General features: G+C 65.9%; 17 protein-coding genes. 7 read left to right on the top strand and 10 right to left on the bottom strand.

Annotation, left to right across the window (positions count from 1 at the left end; all coding sequences use genetic code 11):
• Positions 1 to 42: 42 nt before the first annotated feature.
• Entirely contained in the window at positions 43 to 1,017 is a 975-nt protein-coding gene (locus tag D2N39_RS21040; RefSeq protein WP_119136738.1) for an AraC family transcriptional regulator, read from the top strand.
• Here D2N39_RS21040 and D2N39_RS21045 read toward each other — a convergent pair.
• Genes D2N39_RS21045 through D2N39_RS21055 form a run of 3 tightly spaced genes read right to left on the bottom strand, consistent with a single transcriptional unit; the run spans position 1,014 to position 4,469 of the window.
• Positions 1,014 to 2,534 (bottom strand): heme biosynthesis protein HemY, encoded by a 1,521-nt coding sequence (locus tag D2N39_RS21045; RefSeq protein ID WP_119136723.1) that lies wholly within the window; start codon positions 2,532 to 2,534, stop codon positions 1,014 to 1,016. The two genes, D2N39_RS21040 and D2N39_RS21045, sit on opposite strands and share 4 nt — an antisense overlap.
• 12 nt (positions 2,535 to 2,546) lie before the next feature.
• The gene (locus tag D2N39_RS21050; protein ID WP_119136724.1) at positions 2,547 to 3,626 is read right to left on the bottom strand and encodes a COG4223 family protein; all 1,080 of its coding nucleotides are present in this window, start codon (positions 3,624 to 3,626) and stop codon (positions 2,547 to 2,549) included.
• 33 nt (positions 3,627 to 3,659) lie between these two features.
• Positions 3,660 to 4,469: a uroporphyrinogen-III synthase gene (locus tag D2N39_RS21055; protein ID WP_158589897.1), complete on the bottom strand. Its 810-nt coding sequence runs from the start codon at positions 4,467 to 4,469 to the stop codon at positions 3,660 to 3,662.
• Positions 4,470 to 4,479: 10 nt separating this feature from the next.
• Here D2N39_RS21055 and tsaD point away from each other — a divergent pair, with 10 nt between their 5' ends.
• Genes tsaD through D2N39_RS21075 form a run of 4 tightly spaced genes read left to right on the top strand, consistent with a single transcriptional unit; the run spans position 4,480 to position 7,186 of the window.
• Complete coding sequence (gene tsaD / locus D2N39_RS21060; protein WP_119136726.1) at positions 4,480 to 5,562, top strand: tRNA (adenosine(37)-N6)-threonylcarbamoyltransferase complex transferase subunit TsaD; 1,083 nt, start codon at positions 4,480 to 4,482, stop codon at positions 5,560 to 5,562.
• A complete protein-coding gene (locus tag D2N39_RS21065) occupies positions 5,559 to 6,494 on the top strand; it encodes an NAD(P)H-dependent glycerol-3-phosphate dehydrogenase (RefSeq protein ID WP_119136727.1) in 936 nt (311 codons plus the stop codon). The genes tsaD and D2N39_RS21065 overlap by 4 nt, the downstream gene beginning before the upstream one ends.
• 3 nt (positions 6,495 to 6,497) lie before the next feature.
• Complete coding sequence (locus D2N39_RS21070) at positions 6,498 to 6,770, top strand: YciI family protein (RefSeq protein WP_119136728.1); 273 nt, start codon at positions 6,498 to 6,500, stop codon at positions 6,768 to 6,770.
• Positions 6,767 to 7,186: an EVE domain-containing protein gene (locus D2N39_RS21075; RefSeq protein WP_119136729.1), complete on the top strand. Its 420-nt coding sequence runs from the start codon at positions 6,767 to 6,769 to the stop codon at positions 7,184 to 7,186. Before D2N39_RS21070 ends, D2N39_RS21075 begins: the two co-directional genes overlap by 4 nt.
• A gap of 200 nt (positions 7,187 to 7,386) precedes the next feature.
• Here D2N39_RS21075 and D2N39_RS21080 read toward each other — a convergent pair whose 3' ends face one another.
• The 3 genes from D2N39_RS21080 to ahcY all read right to left on the bottom strand — a co-directional run bounded on the left by D2N39_RS21080 (position 7,387) and on the right by ahcY (position 9,975).
• A complete protein-coding gene (locus D2N39_RS21080; RefSeq protein WP_119136730.1) occupies positions 7,387 to 7,728 on the bottom strand; it encodes a DUF2853 family protein in 342 nt (113 codons plus the stop codon).
• Positions 7,729 to 7,831: 103 nt separating this feature from the next.
• Positions 7,832 to 8,401, bottom strand: coding sequence for a class I SAM-dependent methyltransferase (locus D2N39_RS21085; RefSeq protein ID WP_119136731.1), 570 nt, complete (start codon positions 8,399 to 8,401; stop codon positions 7,832 to 7,834).
• Positions 8,402 to 8,580: 179 nt separating this feature from the next.
• On the bottom strand, positions 8,581 to 9,975 hold the full coding sequence (gene ahcY, locus D2N39_RS21090) for an adenosylhomocysteinase (RefSeq protein WP_119136732.1): 1,395 nt from the start codon (positions 9,973 to 9,975) through the stop codon (positions 8,581 to 8,583).
• Positions 9,976 to 10,061: 86 nt separating this feature from the next.
• Here ahcY and D2N39_RS21095 point away from each other — a divergent pair, with 86 nt between their 5' ends.
• A complete protein-coding gene (locus D2N39_RS21095) occupies positions 10,062 to 10,682 on the top strand; it encodes an HD domain-containing protein (RefSeq protein WP_119136733.1) in 621 nt (206 codons plus the stop codon).
• A gap of 12 nt (positions 10,683 to 10,694) precedes the next feature.
• On the opposite strand, the gene nadC is transcribed toward D2N39_RS21095, so the two are convergent.
• The 4 genes from nadC to D2N39_RS21115 form a co-directional block, all read right to left on the bottom strand.
• Positions 10,695 to 11,531 (bottom strand): carboxylating nicotinate-nucleotide diphosphorylase, encoded by an 837-nt coding sequence (gene nadC, locus D2N39_RS21100; protein WP_119136734.1) that lies wholly within the window; start codon positions 11,529 to 11,531, stop codon positions 10,695 to 10,697.
• Positions 11,531 to 13,078: an L-aspartate oxidase gene (locus D2N39_RS21105; RefSeq protein ID WP_119136735.1), complete on the bottom strand. Its 1,548-nt coding sequence runs from the start codon at positions 13,076 to 13,078 to the stop codon at positions 11,531 to 11,533. The genes nadC and D2N39_RS21105 overlap by 1 nt, the downstream gene beginning before the upstream one ends.
• The gene (gene nadA, locus D2N39_RS21110; RefSeq protein ID WP_119136736.1) at positions 13,075 to 14,133 is read right to left on the bottom strand and encodes a quinolinate synthase NadA; all 1,059 of its coding nucleotides are present in this window, start codon (positions 14,131 to 14,133) and stop codon (positions 13,075 to 13,077) included. The genes D2N39_RS21105 and nadA overlap by 4 nt, the downstream gene beginning before the upstream one ends.
• A 597-nt stretch (positions 14,134 to 14,730) precedes the next feature.
• Positions 14,731 to 15,183 carry a MarR family winged helix-turn-helix transcriptional regulator gene (locus tag D2N39_RS21115; RefSeq protein WP_119136737.1) on the bottom strand — a complete coding sequence of 151 codons (453 nt, stop codon included), beginning with the start codon at positions 15,181 to 15,183 and terminating at the stop codon, positions 14,731 to 14,733.
• Positions 15,184 to 15,341: 158 nt separating this feature from the next.
• Between D2N39_RS21115 and D2N39_RS23465 the strand changes: the two genes are divergently transcribed.
• Positions 15,342 to 15,489, top strand: a 148-nt coding sequence (locus D2N39_RS23465; protein ID WP_233557352.1) for a homogentisate 1,2-dioxygenase, incomplete at its 3' end; no start/stop codon positions are given.

Here is a 15,489-nt window from a genome sequence, read left to right on the forward strand (position 1 = left end):
ACATTCACTATCTAATTCAGTGATCGAAATTACCATATGCGCATGGAAGACCGTCCCATAACCCCCGGCTTTGTCGCCGATGCCCTGTCCTGCCTGCCCCGCGCGGGGCTTGAACCTGCACCCCTGCTGGCCCGCCTCGGCCTGCCGGAGGATACAACCAGCCCGCTTGGCACAGCGGAATATGGCCGCCTGTGGACCGAGATTGCGCGCGTGACGGGGGATGAATTCTTCGGCCTTGCCGCCCGCCCGATGCGGCCGGGCAGTTTTGCCCTTCTGTGCCACGCCAGCCTTGGCAGCGAGACACTGGCCCCCGCGCTGCGTCGGGCCATCGCCTTTCTCGGGGTGGTGCTGGATGACCCGCGCGGGGAACTGACGATCCGCGACGGCCTTGCCGTGATCGAATTGACCACCGCCGAACCGCGCAGCGCCTTCGCCTATCGTACCTACTGGTTGATCCTGATGGGCGTGGCCTGCTGGCTGATCGGGCGGCGCATCCCGTTGCGGCAAGTCACCTTTGCCTGCCCGGCCCCGCCTCAACGCGACGATTATCAAAGCTTTTTCGGCGCCCCCGTGTTGTTCGACCAAGCGCTTACCAGCCTCAGCTTCGATGCAAGCTGGCTGCGCCTGCCGGTCAACAGGGATGAGGCCGCGCTGCAACGGTTTCTGCGCGGGGCGCCGGGCAATATCCTTGTGCGTTACCGCGAGGATGGCGGCACGGCGGCGCGGGTGCGGCACCTGCTGGCAAGCCACGTTCCGGCAGACTGGCCCGATTTTCCCGAACTGGCGCGGGGCTTCGGCATGTCCACCGCCACATTGCGCCGACGCCTGCACGCCGAAGGCCAAAGCTTTGCCGCCCTCAAGGACGCGCGCCGCGCCGCACTGGCGCGGCAGTTGCTGCAAGAAGGATGCCTGTCCGTCGCCGAAGTCGCAACCAAGCTCGGCTACAGCGAACCCAGCGCCTTCTACCGCGCCTTCCGCAAATGGACGGGCGGCAGCCCGGCGGCCTCGCGCCCCTAGCTTGCGCTGCGGACAATCGCCGCGAGGTCGATCGGCTCGTCTTCCTTTGCCTGTTTCGGCGCAGGTTGCGGCGGGTCGATCACCTCCGGCTCGATCACCTCGGCAACTTCAGGTTCCGGTTCCGGGGCAGCAGCCGGCACGGGCGGGTTGACCAGCAGCGGCAGCATTTCCGTCCCGGTGGGCGAAGGTGTCGCGGTCTGCGGCGGTTCGCGCCAGCTCAGCGTGTCGAACCCGCCGCAATTGTCGCAGATCGGGCCCCATGCGGCATGGATCGCCTGACATTTGTCGCAGCACCATTGCGGCCCGCGTGGCGCGGTCAGTGCCTTGGCCAACCAGCCACGCACCGCAGCCTCATCCGCACCTTCGCCACGTTCGATGGCCGCCATCAACGCCAGCGCCCGCCCGGTGGGTTTGGTCTCGACCAGATCGCCCAACGCGCGACGGGCCGCCGGGAAATCCTCGGCCGCGATGTTCAGCTCGGCCAGCAACATCCGGGTTTCCGGGTGATCGGGATGCACCGCCGTCAGCGTGCGGAAGCGTTTCAGACGGGCCTCCGGGGTTTCCTCCGGCTCAATCTCGGCGAAAGCCGCTGCCAGATCGGGATGCGGCTGCGCCTCCCATGCCTTTTTCAGGATGCGGGTCGCGCCCTTGGCATTCCCGGCGGTCGCCAGACTGCGCGCGGCCATGGCGGCGGCGGGGATCAGATCGGGCGATTGCTTGTTGGCGGCAATCGCCGCCTCGCGCGCCTCGATCGAGGCGCTTTCATCCATGATCCCCTGCGCCTCTTGCAGCGCGAGCACCGCATCGCGGCGGCGGAACACATCCTTTGTCAGCCCCCCGCCGCGCATCTTGGCCTGAAGCGTTTGCCGCGCGCCTTTCCAATCCTGCGCATCGGCCTGCAATTTCAACAGAATGTCTTGCGTCTCGGCGTGGCGCGGTTTCAGTGCAAAAGCCTTCTCGGCCAGCTTCAACGCCGTTTCGCGGTCACCTTCGGCCACTTTCTGCGACAGAAGTCCCCGGATGGCGACGAACCGGGTGCGGTCATGTTCCAGCAGCCGCTTGTAAGCCTCGGTTGCCTTGGCATTATCACCCGAAGCCTCGGCCGCCTGCGCCACCAGAAGATCGGTCAGTTCCGGGTCACCCAACAGCTTTTCAGCCTTGTGCGCCCGCGACAGCGCCACGCGGTTTTCCCCTGCCGCCAGCGCCACCATGCCATCGGCCAGCGCGCGATAGCCCTTGCGTTCCCGGTTGCGGTCAAAATAGCGGCTGAGCGCGGTTTCATCGCCGTTGATGAAGCGCAGCAGCGCAAACAACAGGCTGACCGCCTTCAAAAGCAACCACATCCCTGCCAGCAGAACGAACAGCCCGACCACAACCTGAAGCGGGCCAAGCGTCAATTCGTATCCGGCAGCGGCCACACGCACCGGCTCGCCGTTTTCCAGCAGCATGACACCGCCCCAGGTCAGCCCGGCGACGATGGCAAAGAACAGAAGAACTTTAACAAGGGTCCAGATCATCGCGTTCTCCTGTCAGCCGGCGGAAAGAAGGTCGGCAATCGCGGTATTGGCGGCAAGCCAGCGGTCGGCCTCGGTCGTCCAGCCCGCCATTGCGGTCTGCGCCACCTCGGGAAGCTGTGCGACCAGCGCGCGGGCGCCCGCCACGTCCCCCTGACGCAGGGCCGCCTCGGCGCGCGACAGGATCGCATCTGCATCGTCCCCCTCGCGCGGTTCCAGCGACCTTGCGCCTGTCTGGCTGACAAGGAAGCTCGCCATCCGCTCGCCCAAGCCTGCTTCGGCCCCGGTGCTGGTGGCTGCGGCCGAGATCGCGGCACGGGCGGCTTCGGCAAAGCCATCCTGCAAGGCGGTGATTGTCACCGGGGCGGCGGCGAAATCGGCCAGCGGCGCGGGTGTCGTCACCCTGGCGGCCTCGGCCCGGCTGATCGCCGCCGCCAGACCATTGCCGGTGCGCAGCGCAGTTTCCACCTCCAGCAGCGCCGCACGGCGCTCGGCCGCGGCGCGCAGTTGTGCAGTCTCCACCTCGGCCGCATCCAGCCGTTCCTGAACCTGGCTCTGGATTTCCTCGGCAATCCGGCCCGCATCGCCCGCCTGCGCCGCCACTTTGGCGGCAAGGTCGGCCACCTGCGCCTGAAGCGCGGCCAGGGCGGCCCCGCCATCGCCCTGCGATTCCAGCTTCGCCATCCGGTCCTCCAGCGGCGTCAGGTCCGCAACGGGGGCGGGACGCTGCTCCAGCGCGTCGACACGGGCAGCTAGCGCGGTCGCGCCCTCAAGCTGCCCGCGCAGACTGTCGATCTCTTGCTGCATGGCCTCGACCCCGGCTTGCGGCGGCGTGACCAGCGGCCAGCCTTCACGCACGCCATAGGTGGCAAGACCAAAGCCAAGACCCGCCGCCACGACCCCCCCGAAGGTCAGGCCCATAAAGCGGCCGAACCCGCCGCCGCTGGCAGGCTCTGCCGCAGGCGGTGCTGGCGGATCGGACACAGGCGACACAGGCTCGGGTTGCGGATTTTCCGCCGCCGGTTGCTTTTCCGGCTCCGTCAGGGTGACGGGCTCCGCCTGCTGATCCGCCGCGCGGTCCTCGGTCTCGGCCATAGCATCCCCCTTTTCCTGCGTTTCCACTACAGGTTAGTCATTCGATCCCCGTGCCTCAAGGCGCGGATTGTCCCACGGAAGCGGATCAAGCACATCCAGCATCGCCGCGGCCTCAGGTCGGGCCGCTACATCCACCGGCCCAAGACAGGAACGCAGAAGCGGTGCGGCGGTTGCACGGGAAATTGCCGCGAAATGCAGCATGGCCGTCAGCGTCGGCAACGAAGCCAGCGCGATGACAAGCTGTTCTGCTGTTTGCGGCGAAAACACCGGGAAAGCCACGGGCCCCGGTTGTGCCAGCCGGGCCGTGGCCGCCTGTGTCAGTGGCAAGGCCCGCTGTCGATAGACGCACAGCCCCTCTGCCGCCACCCCCGCAGCCATCAACCGCGCCACCAGATCGCCGCGCGGTGCTTCGCCATGCAGGTGCAGAAGCCCACCCTCGGGGCGCTGGTCCAGCAACAGCGCCAGCAAGGCCTCCGCATCGCCATCGGCAGACACCGCATCAAGGCCCAGCGCACGCGCGGCCTCTGCCGTGCGATGCCCCACGCAATAAGCCCGGCGCGGCAGGGCGCCAGTCAGATGCGGCAACGCCTCCAAAGCGGTGCCCGAGGTCAGGATCAGCGCACTGAATGGGCCATCGGGAAGGCGGGTTGCGGGAAACTCCGGCGCCATCAGCGGCGCGGTCAGTATATCGAATCCCTCCCCCAGCCGCGCGCGAAGCTGCGTGGCGAAACGGGCAGATTGCGCAGCGGGCCGGGTCAGGATGACCGCAGGCCGCACCACAGCAGGGGCGCGGGATTGCCTGAGCATGACTGCGGTGTTACCCCGGTCGCATCTGCGTTTCAACGGAAAGCCCATGACCGAAAGCCTGACCCTGCTGGGCATCGAAAGCAGTTGCGACGATACCGCTGCCGCCGTGGTGCGCCGCCGCGCGGGCACCACGCCGGAAATCCTGTCCTCGGTGGTCGAGGGTCAGGTGGCGCTGCATGCCGATTTCGGCGGCGTCGTGCCGGAGATCGCCGCCCGCGCCCATGCCGAACGCATTGACCTTTGCGTCGAACGCGCGCTGGCCGATGCGGGGCTGCGCCTGACCGATCTGGACGGCATTGCCGTGACCGCCGGGCCGGGGCTGATCGGTGGCGTCCTATCCGGGGTCATGTGCGCCAAGGGATTGGCCGCCGCGACCGGGCTGCCGCTGATCGGGGTCAACCATCTGGCGGGCCATGCGCTGACGCCCCGGCTGACCGACGGAATCGCCTATCCCTATCTCATGCTGCTGGTTTCGGGCGGGCATTGTCAGTTCCTGCGCGTGGACGGGCCAGATGATTTTACCCGTCTGGGCGGCTCGATCGACGATGCACCGGGCGAGGCGTTCGACAAGGTTGCCAAGGTTCTGGGCCTGCCACAACCCGGCGGCCCCGCCGTGCAGGCCGAAGCGGCCATGGGCGACGCGAAGCGCTTTGCCCTGCCGCGCCCGCTGCTGGACCGGCCCGGTTGTGACATGTCCTTCTCGGGCCTGAAAACCGCCGTGCTGCGCCAGCGCGACGCACTGATTGCCGAACACGGCGGGCTGAGGCGGCAGGATCGCGCGGACCTTTGCGCAGGATTTCAGCGGGCGGTGGCGGATGTGCTGTTTGAGAAATCGCGCCGTGCACTGGCCGCACATCCGGTGGATGCGTTCGCCGTGGCGGGTGGCGTGGCAGCCAATACCGAGATTCGCGCCCGCCTGACCGCGCTTTGCAATGACGTCGGGGTGAAGTTTCTCGCTCCGCCCCTTGCGCTTTGCACCGACAATGCGGCGATGATCGCCTGGGCGGGGATCGAGCAATTGGCAACCCGTGGCCCTGACGGGCTGGATCTGTCGGCCCGCCCGCGCTGGCCGCTGGACCGCACCAGCCCCGCCCTTCTGGGGTCGGGCAAGAAGGGGGCGAAGGCATGAAGATTGCCATTCTCGGGTCTGGCGCCTTCGGCGCGGCGCTGGCCGCCGCGCTTGGCCGCGAAGGCCCGGTGGTGCTGTGGGGGCGCGGTCAGGCGGGACGCGAGATCCGCCGGCTTCCGGGTCTGGTGCTGCCAGAAACCGTGACCGTGACCGCCGATCTTGCCGAGACCGATAGCGCCGATCTGCTGCTGCTGTCGGTGCCGATGCAGGCCCTTGGCCGCTTCGTGGCGGACCACGGCGCCCGCCTTGCCAGCCGTCCGCTGGTCGCCTGCTGCAAGGGGGTTGATCTGACCACCGGGCTTGGCCCCGTCGAGATTCTTGAAACCCTCGGCGGTCCCGCCCCGGCCGTGCTGACCGGGCCAAGCTTCGCCGCCGACATTGCCATCGGCCTGCCCACGGCGCTGACCCTCGCCTGCCGGGATGATATGCTGGGCGCACATCTGCAAGCGCGGCTTTCAACCCCGGTTCTGCGGCTTTACCGCAGCACCGATGTCATGGGGGCCGAGCTGGGCGGCGCCCTGAAGAATGTCATGGCCATTGCCGCAGGCGTGGTGATCGGCGCAGGGCTTGGCGATTCCGCCCGCGCCGCCCTGATGACACGCGGCTATGCCGAAATGCTGCGTTTTGCGCTGGCGCGGAGTGCGCGGGCCGAAACACTGGCCGGTCTGTCGGGCTTTGGCGACCTTGTGCTGACGTGCACGTCATCGCAATCGCGCAATTTCAGCTTCGGCCTGTCGCTGGGCCGGGGCGAAAGCTTTGACCCCGCAACAACGGTTGAGGGCGCCGCCACGGCGCGCGCCGTGGCAAGGATCGGCCGCACGCAAGCGCTGGACCTGCCGGTTTCGACCGCCGTTGCCGCGCTGGTCGATGGCCGCATCACCGTCACCGAAGCCATCCAGAGCCTTCTTTCCCGCCCCCTGAAACAGGAGTAGCCCATGCGCGTCGCCCTCGTCTGCAAGGACAAACCGCAATCCCTGCATATCCGGCAGGAAAACCGTCCCGCCCATCTGGAACACATCCAGTCGACCGGCGTGGTCGAAATGGCCGGACCGTTCCTGAACGAGGCGGGTGAGATGTGCGGCTCGCTGGTGATCCTTGAGGTCGAGACGCTGGATCAGGCGCGCGCCTGGGCGGAGGCCGATCCCTATGCCAGGGCCGGGCTGTTCGAAAGCGTGCAGATCACCGAATGGAAGAAGGTGATCGGATGAACTACTGGCTGTTCAAATCCGAACCCGACACCTGGAGCTGGGACCAGCAGGTCGCCAAGGGTGAGGCGGGCGAGGAATGGGGCGGCGTGCGCAACTATCAGGCCCGCAACAACATGCGCGCCATGAAGATCGGCGACCGGGGATTCTTTTACCACTCCAATCAGGGGAAAGAGATCGTCGGCATCGTCGAGGTCAGCGCCGAAAGTGCGCCGGACAGCACCACCGACGATCCGCGCTGGGATTGCGTGCATATCCGCGCCATTCGCCCGCTTGCACGGCCCGTAACGCTGGAGGCCTGCAAGACCGAACCGGGGCTGGAGGAGATGGCGCTGGTCAAGACCTCGCGCCTGTCAGTGCAGCCGGTGACGGACGCCGAATGGAAGATCGTCTGCCGGATGGGGGGCGTCGAGCCATAAAAATGGAGGGCCCCAACCCCAAAGGGGCCCTCCATCCACCCCACGCGCTCCCTTGGCACCACGCGTGTTCTGAAAAAGGCCCCGGACATCCTGTCCATGGATTGACGATAGCGCGACTCGGGCAGGCCCTGCAAAGACCAAGTCCTTAAAATGCAAAACGCCCGCAGGATCTGCGGGCGTTGGCAGGAAAGGGAGAGGCATCAGCCGTAAACAGCTTCCTTGCCGAAATGCTTGGTCAGCATGTAGTAGACGACCGCGCGATATTTGTTGCGCTCGGACCGGCCATAGATTTCCACCACAGCATTGATCGCTTCCATCAGCGCCGGGCTGTCGGCCAGACCCAGCTTCTTCATCAGGAAGTTCTTCTTCACGGTTTCCAGCTCGTCCGGCTGCGAGGCCGCAACGGTTTCGGCATCGGCGTTGTAGATCGCCGGGCCACAGCCGATGGTCACCTTGCGCAGCAGATCCATATCCGGGTCCATCTTGCACTTGTTGCGCAGGTCATCGGCATATTTGGCGATCAGTTCGTCTCTTTTGCTCATCCCATGCTCCTTTTCGCCCCTCACGGGCCACGACGGCAGCCTAGGCCATCGCCGGGCCACGACAAAGGGAATTATCGCCGCGGGTTCCCCGCTGGCGGAAGGGTCAGGCTGCCGGGCGGTTGAGCTTAACGATCCACTGGTTCGCCATCAGCTTCAGTTCGGCCTGATCACCGAGTTCCTCCACCATGGCCTCGACCGCGCGTTTCACCGGGGCGCCCTGTGCATCGGACATCCAGTTGAAATCGTCGCCCGAGATGATGCCGTCATGCTTCACCTTCTTCAGGCACAGGGCGATGTCCTGACCGATGAAGGGCTCGTTATGGTTGCCGTCGATATAAACCCAGTCCAGCGAGGCATCGGGCAGCGCGGCCAGCGCCGCATCCGACATGGCGCGATGGATCTTCACCCGCGCGTCATCCCTGAACATGTCGCAGACGTCCTGATACTTCTGCTCCATCAGGTTTTCGTTCTTCTTCCGGCCAAAGCCGGTATTGCCGAATTCGGGTTGATAGAGCCACGGGTCGATCAGGTGCAGTTCTGCCGGTTCGCAGATTTCAAGGATGCGCTTGCTGAAGCCGCCTTCCCAGACGCCGATCTCGGCCACCCGCGCGCCTTTCGGCATGCCTTCCAGCATCCGGCCGCGCAGCTTTTCGCGTTTGGTTTCTTCTGACATGTCCCGCCTCACTCATTGATATGTTTTGCTTCGGATTACCGCGACATCGCCAAATTTTCCAATGAAAGCTGCGATTTTCGTGCAGTATCGACTGCTTGATGCAATCATAACCCAGTTTGCGCGGCACGCAGGCCAGCGCCCTGGCGCGAGACATCCTGCCTCGCGCCAGTCTTGCCGCCTCAGTAGCGGTAATGATCCGATTTGAACGGCCCATCGACGGTGACACCGATGTAATCGGCCTGATCCGGGCGCAGTTCGGTCAGCTTCACACCGATCCGCTTCAGATGCAGGCGCGCCACCTTTTCATCCAGCGCCTTCGGCAGGATGTAGACGCCCGGCGCATATTCGGCGCCCTTGGTCCACAGCTCGATCTGCGCCAGCACCTGATTGGTGAACGAGGCGGACATCACGAAGCTGGGGTGGCCGGTCGCATTGCCAAGGTTCAGCAGACGACCTTCGGACAAGAGGATGATCTTGTTGCCCGAGGGCATCTCGATCATGTCCACCTGATCCTTGATATTGGTCCATTTGTGGTTCTTCAGCGCCGCGACCTGAATTTCATTGTCGAAATGGCCGATGTTGCCGACGATGGCCATGTTCTTCATCTCGCGCATATGCTCGATGCGGATCACGTCCTTGTTGCCGGTGGTGGTGATGAAGATGTCGGCGTCTGCCACCACATCCTCCAGCACCACGACCTCATAGCCATCCATCGCGGCTTGCAGCGCGCAGATCGGATCGACCTCGGTCACCTTCACGCGGGCACCTGCGCCGCGCAAGCTGGCAGCCGAGCCCTTGCCCACATCGCCATAGCCGCAGACCACGGCAACCTTGCCGGCCATCATCGTGTCGGTGGCGCGGCGGATACCGTCCACCAGCGATTCCTTGCAGCCGTATTTGTTGTCGAATTTCGACTTGGTGACCGAGTCGTTAACGTTGATCGCCGGGAAGGGCAGCAGGCCCTTCTTGTGCAGATCATACAGGCGATGCACGCCGGTCGTGGTTTCTTCCGACACACCCTTGATCGCGTCGCGCTGTTTGGTGAACCAGCCGGGGCTGGCGGCAAGGCGCTTCCTGATCTGGTTGAACAGGCAGACTTCCTCTTCCGAGGTCGGCACATCGATCAGTCCGGTTTCGCCCGCCTCGACCCGCGCACCCAGCAGGATGTAGAGCGTCGCGTCACCGCCATCATCGAGGATCATGTTGCAGGTGCCTTCCGGGAACTGGAAGATCCGGTCGGTATATTCCCAATAGTCGGCAAGGGTTTCGCCCTTGATCGCAAAGACCGGGGTGCCACCGGCCGCAATGGCCGCCGCCGCGTGATCCTGGGTCGAGAAGATGTTGCACGAGGCCCAGCGCACATCGGCGCCCAGCGCCTTCAGCGTTTCAATCAGAACGGCGGTCTGGATCGTCATGTGCAGCGATCCGGCGATGCGCGCGCCTTTCAGCGGCTGCGACGGCCCGAATTCCTCGCGGCAGGCCATCAGCCCCGGCATTTCGGTTTCCGCGATGTCCAGTTCCTTGCGGCCGAAATCCGCGAGAGCAATGTCCTTGACGATGTAATCCTGCGGCATCCGCCGGTCTCCTTGCATTTCCGTTTGACGCTGAGATAGCACTCTGTAACTCGAGCGGCAATTGTCGCGGGTCCGGTGGTAAAACTATGACGAGATCAGGAAACAATCGGGGCAAGCCCGCCCGGGCATGGCAGCGCATGCTGTCGGGCCGGCGGCTGGACCTGCTGGACCCGACCCCGATGGACATCGAGATCGCCGACATCGCCCACGGCCTTGCCTTCGTAGCGCGCTGGAACGGGCAGACCTCGGGCGACTGGCCCTATTCGGTGGCCGAACATTCGTTGCTGGTGGAACAGATCTTCGCGCGGCAAAACCCCGGCATCGCCGCGCGCTGGCGGCTGGCGGCCCTGCTGCATGACGCACCGGAATATGTGATCGGCGACATGATCAGCCCGGTGAAGGCCGCCATCGGTCCGGATTATGCCGAGCTTGACCAGCGCCTGACCGCCGCCATCCATCTGCGCTTTGGCCTGCCCGCCGCGCTGCCTGTGGCGGTCAAGAAGGCGATCAAGGCCGCCGATACGGTTTCCGCCTGGGCCGAGGCGGTGCAGATCGCGGGCTTCACGCGGGACGAGGCCGACCGGCTGTTCGGCCGCCCGCCGCATGCGCTGATCCCCGATCTGTCGATCCGGCTGCGCCCGCCGGTGCAGGTGCGCGCGGATTACACCGCCCGCCACCAGCAGCTTCTGGCCGAGATCGACGCCTGACGCGCCCCGCGCTCAGGCATCCAGCCCCAGATCGACCACCGGGGCAGAATGCGTCAGCGCCCCGACCGAGATGTAATCGACCCCGGTCGCCGCCACCTCGGCGATGCGCGGCAGTGCCATGTTGCCCGACGCCTCCAGCACCACCCGCCCCGCCGTCATGGCAACAGCTTCGGCCAGTGTCGCGGTCGTCATATTGTCCAGAAGCACGACATCCGCCACGCCCAGCGCCAGCACCTCCTCCAGCTGGTCCAGACGATCCACCTCGATCTCGACCCGCATCATATGGGACCGCGCCGCCCGCGCGGCCTCCAGCACCGGCCGGATTCCCCCGGCGGCGGCGATGTGATTGTCCTTGATCAGAATGGCATCCGACAGGCCAAAGCGATGGCTGGAGCCGCCACCGTGCCGGACGGCAGCCTTTTCCACCGCGCGCAGGCCCGGTGTGGTCTTGCGGGTGCAGGTGATGCGGGCGCGGGTGCCCCGCGTTTCGGCCACGAAAGCGGCGGTCAGCGTGGCGATGCCGGTCATGCGCCCGGCAAAGTTCAGCGCCACCCGTTCCGCCATCAGGATCGACCCCGCCGCCCCTTCAACGGTCATCAGCGTCGTGCCGGGTTCGAAACGGTCGCCATCCTCAGCCAGCGCCACAACACGCAGCGCCGGATCGACCATGCGGAACGCCATCGCCGCCAGCCGCAGGCCCGAGGCCACCCCGGAACTGCGCGCATTCAGCCGCGCCGCATGGTGCAGCCCCGGCGGGATGACCGCTGCGACGGTCGCATCGCCGGTCGGACCAAGATCCTCGGTCAGGGCATTGCGGACCAAGGGTTCCAGAAGAAGGTCGGGCAGCATCAGGCAGTCACCTTTTCATCACGAAGCGCCTCGGCCTCCGCCAGCGTCAGGCGGCTGCGGCGGGCCAGAGTGGGGTCGGGTTGCGGATGGTCGGCGCGGAAATGCCCGCCCCGGCTTTCGCACCGCAACAGCGCGGCAGCAGCAATCAGCGTTGCCGCCGCCACCATGTTAAGCATCGGTTCCGGCAACGCGCGCCGGGACATCAGGGCCAGATCCCCCAGCGCACGGCGCAGGCCGGATTCGCTGCGGATCACGCCGCAACAATCGGTCATCAGCCCGCGCAGATCGGCCACCATGGCAGGGTCAGGGCCCACGCCTTCGGTCCGCGGTGCCAGATGCACCTCCGGGGCTTCCCCGAGGGGAAGGTTCTCTGCCAGATCCGCCGCCGCGCGCGTGGCCATCACCAGCGCCTCCAGCAGTCCGTTGGAGGCCAGACGGTTCGCACCATGCAGCCCGGTCGCCGCCACCTCGCCCGCCACCCACAGCCCCGGCAGCGAACTGCGGCCACGCGAGTCGCAGGCAATGCCGCCCATATGGTAATGCGCGGCTGCGGCAACCGGGATGGGCTGTCGCGCCGGGTCGATCCCTACCTGCGCACAGGCCGCGGCCACCGTCGGGAAATGCGCTTTGCCGTTCCCGGCAAAGATCGCCCGTGCATCCAGCGCCGGCGCCAGCCCGGCCCGGCTTTGGGCAAAGACCGCACGGGCCACGATGTCGCGCGGCGCAAGCTCGGCCGCCGGATGCGCACCCGCCATGAAGCGCTGCCCCCGGCTGTTGACCAGCAAAGCGCCCTCGCCCCGCAGCGCCTCGGTCGCCAGCGGCGCGGGGTCGCCACCGCAGGCGATGGCAGTGGGATGGAACTGCACGAATTCCGCATCCGCCACTCGCGCACCCGCCCGTGCGGCAAGGCCCAGCCCCTGCCCGCGCACCCGGCCCGGATTGGTAGTGATCGCATAAAGCCCCGCCGCCCCGCCCGAGGCCAGCAGAACCGCAGGTGCCTTCAGGAGAACGGGCTGCGAGGGCACATCCGCGCGACCCAGCCAGACGCCGGTGACGCGGCCAGACGAAAGCGCCAGCCGTTGCGCCGCGAACCCCTCCAGCACCTGAACCGAAGGTGTGGCGCGCAAGGCCATGATCAGCCGCGCCATGATGGCGGCCCCGGCGCTGTCGCCCTGCACCCTTGCGACACGCGCCTGCCCATGCGCCGCCTCGCGCGACAGGGCGAAGGCCCCTGCGGCATCGCGGTCGAACGGCACGCCCAACGCCACGAGTGCCGCAACCGTCTCGGGCGCTGCCTCGGCCACGGCCTGCGCGACGGCGACGTCAACGATGCCCGCCCCTGCCACCACGGTATCGGCCACATGCGCCGCCACGCTGTCATCCGGCCCCAGCGCCGCCGCCACGCCGCCCTGGGCCCAGACCGACGAGGCGCCCTGCCCCAAAGGATCGGGCGAGATCACCAGAACCGGACGCGGGGCCAGCCGCAGCGCCGCCGTCAGCGCGGCAATCCCCGCCCCCAGAATGACGATGCGGCCGGTCTCGATCATGCGGCGGCCTTCGCGGCGGAAAGCGCGATCATCCGCTCCACCGCCGCGCGGGCGGGGGCCACGAGTTCCGCCGCCACCTCGACCGGGGTCGTCATGGAATGCAGCGACCACAGCACCTTTTCCAGCGTGATCATCTTCATGTAGGGGCACATGTTGCAGGGGCCGACAAACTCCACCGCCGGATGGGCATCGGCGATGTTCGAGGCCATTGAACATTCCGTCACCAGCAGCGCCTTCGTCGGGCGTTCGCGCGCGACGAAATCAATGATGCCCGCGGTAGAGCCGGTATAATCCGCCTCCGCCACCACATCGGGCGGACATTCGGGATGGGCGATGATGGTGGTATCGGGCTGGAACGCGCGGAAATCCCGCAGATCCTGCGCGGTAAAGCGTTCGTGGACGATACAGGCGCCATCCCACCAGACCACCCGCTTTTCCGGCACCTGCCGCGCCACGTTCTGCGCCAGATACTTGTCGGGCGCCATGATGACAGTATCGCCCGGCAGCGCCCGCACGATCTGCGCCGCATTGGCCGAGGTGCAGCAGATGTCCGAGGCCGCCTTCACCGCTGCCGTCGTGTTGACATAGCTGACCACCGGCGCCCCCGGATACCGCGCGCGCATTTCGGCGATGCCCTCGGGCGTAATCGCCTCGGCCAGCGAACAGCCCGCCGCCATGTCGGGCATCAGCACCGTTTTGCAAGGGTTCAGGATTTTCGAGGTCTCGGCCATGAAATGCACGCCGCATTGCACGATCACCGGCGCGTCCACCCGCGTCGCGGCAATTGCCAGTTGCAGGCTGTCGCCCACCACATCGGCGATGCCGTGATAGATTTCGGGCGTCATGTAGTTATGCGCCAGCACCACCGCACCGCGTTCCGCCTTCAGCCGGTTGATCGCCTGAACATAGGGCGCGTGCATGGCCCAGTCGGCAAAGGGCACCACCCGCGCCATGCGGCCCCATATGCCGCGCGTCGCCTCTGCCAGATCCAGCGAGGGACTCAGGTCATAGGCGCGGCTCAGGGTTGCGCGGATCTCGGGCAGGCTGGGCGACATGGGGCATCCCTTCGGCTGAAACGGGCTGAGCGGGCTTTACCGAAGAACTGAATGAGTTGCAATATATTGAAAATAATAGATTATTTGTTTGCAGGCAAACAAAACCGCTTGCAGAGATCGCCCAAACTCCCCGGTTTGCGCTAGACCCGATGACCGAACCTGCCCCCGGCAGTATCGAAGCCGGCGCCGCAGCGCACCAGGTCTGCCGAACCTGAACGATCTGCTGCACAGGAGGCTGCCAAGCGTCATGACTCCGCCACGGGTGCAGCCGCCATCATCCCTTGCAGCCCAAAGATACATGGCACGGCGCAAGCCTTCACCGGCCCGACCATACCGTAGCGCATGCCTTTGAAGCCCCTATGTCCAGCACCACCGTATCAGGGCCCTTGCCGAAACGGGTTCTCTGGATCGCCCCGCATTTCAGATGCGCGCCCACCTCCTTGTTCCGGGAAGGACGGATCGGCAGAGAGGAGGTGGCCGTCAGGCCCCGCCCCTGAACTCGTCAGCGCACGGGAATGGGCGGAACGTGCGGGCACCCCGGCGGGGTCGCACCGGGCGGCAATCAGGCAGCGGAAAGTCCAGCCACAGCGTCTGCCGTCAATCGGCCGGGTTTGCGCCTTCCTTCAACAACTGGTCCAGCGCCGCCTCCAGCCCTTCAAAGGCCGCCCCGAGGCGTTTTTCGATCTTTTCCTGATAGGCGCGCGCCAGCGGCAAGAGATCGGCCATCAGAGCCCGGCCCTCTGTCGTCAGGGCCAGCCTGATCAGACGGCGATCCGTCGTGCTGGCTGATTTCGTCACCAACCCCCGTTCTTCCAGCCGCGATGCCGTCCGGCTGATCTCGTATTTCTCCAGTGCGACCCGCGCCTCGATGTCGCGCACTGAAATGTCGCCACCCGCACTTTCCAGATGCACCAGAACACGCCATTCCGGGATCGAGATGCCGAACCGCGTCCGATACTGGATCGCCAGTTCCTCACTGGTGCGCTTGGCTGCCACGGCGAGCCTGTAGGGCGTGAATCTGTCCAGATCGAACACATCGGCATCGGTCATGACCCACGTCTCCTTTGCTATCTGCGCGTGGTTTCTTCGCCCGTGTATCGTCACCATTTTTCGTTGCCGTCGCAATGAGTATGTTGACATCGTTGCACATGCAACAATAATGATCCGCAAAGCTCAAACACAGATTCGGAATTTGCGGAGACCCATCTATGACAGACGAGACCTTTCTCTCCGGGCTTCGGCGTGCTGGTGGTATTTTTGCTGGCGGGCAGTTTGGGTACATGTCTGGTTTTGGGAATGATTTTGAGACGGAGGCCTTGTCGGGTGCTTTGCCTCAGGGTCAGAATTCGCCGCAGA

Source organism: Gemmobacter lutimaris (genome assembly GCF_003570715.1).
Lineage (GTDB): Bacteria > Pseudomonadota > Alphaproteobacteria > Rhodobacterales > Rhodobacteraceae > Gemmobacter > Gemmobacter lutimaris.

Bases quoted from the DNA above. Each gene is read 5' to 3' on its own strand.
- D2N39_RS21065 (WP_119136727.1), top strand. From the start codon at position 5,559: ATGAAGATTGCCATTCTCGGGTCTGGCGCCTTCGGCGCGGCGCTGGCC.
- D2N39_RS21115 (WP_119136737.1), bottom strand. From the start codon at position 15,183: ATGACCGATGCCGATGTGTTCGATCTGGACAGATTCACGCCCTACAGG.
- D2N39_RS21080 (WP_119136730.1), bottom strand. From the start codon at position 7,728: ATGAGCAAAAGAGACGAACTGATCGCCAAATATGCCGATGACCTGCGC.
- nadA (WP_119136736.1), bottom strand. From the start codon at position 14,133: ATGTCGCCCAGCCTGCCCGAGATCCGCGCAACCCTGAGCCGCGCCTAT.
- ahcY (WP_119136732.1), bottom strand. From the start codon at position 9,975: ATGCCGCAGGATTACATCGTCAAGGACATTGCTCTCGCGGATTTCGGC.
- D2N39_RS21050 (WP_119136724.1), bottom strand. From the start codon at position 3,626: ATGGCCGAGACCGAGGACCGCGCGGCGGATCAGCAGGCGGAGCCCGTC.
- D2N39_RS21075 (WP_119136729.1), top strand. From the start codon at position 6,767: ATGAACTACTGGCTGTTCAAATCCGAACCCGACACCTGGAGCTGGGAC.
- D2N39_RS21070 (WP_119136728.1), top strand. From the start codon at position 6,498: ATGCGCGTCGCCCTCGTCTGCAAGGACAAACCGCAATCCCTGCATATC.
- nadC (WP_119136734.1), bottom strand. From the start codon at position 11,531: ATGCTGCCCGACCTTCTTCTGGAACCCTTGGTCCGCAATGCCCTGACC.
- tsaD (WP_119136726.1), top strand. From the start codon at position 4,480: ATGACCGAAAGCCTGACCCTGCTGGGCATCGAAAGCAGTTGCGACGAT.
- D2N39_RS21105 (WP_119136735.1), bottom strand. From the start codon at position 13,078: ATGATCGAGACCGGCCGCATCGTCATTCTGGGGGCGGGGATTGCCGCG.
- D2N39_RS21040 (WP_119136738.1), top strand. From the start codon at position 43: ATGGAAGACCGTCCCATAACCCCCGGCTTTGTCGCCGATGCCCTGTCC.
- D2N39_RS21045 (WP_119136723.1), bottom strand. From the start codon at position 2,534: ATGATCTGGACCCTTGTTAAAGTTCTTCTGTTCTTTGCCATCGTCGCC.
- D2N39_RS21085 (WP_119136731.1), bottom strand. From the start codon at position 8,401: ATGTCAGAAGAAACCAAACGCGAAAAGCTGCGCGGCCGGATGCTGGAA.
- D2N39_RS21095 (WP_119136733.1), top strand. From the start codon at position 10,062: ATGACGAGATCAGGAAACAATCGGGGCAAGCCCGCCCGGGCATGGCAG.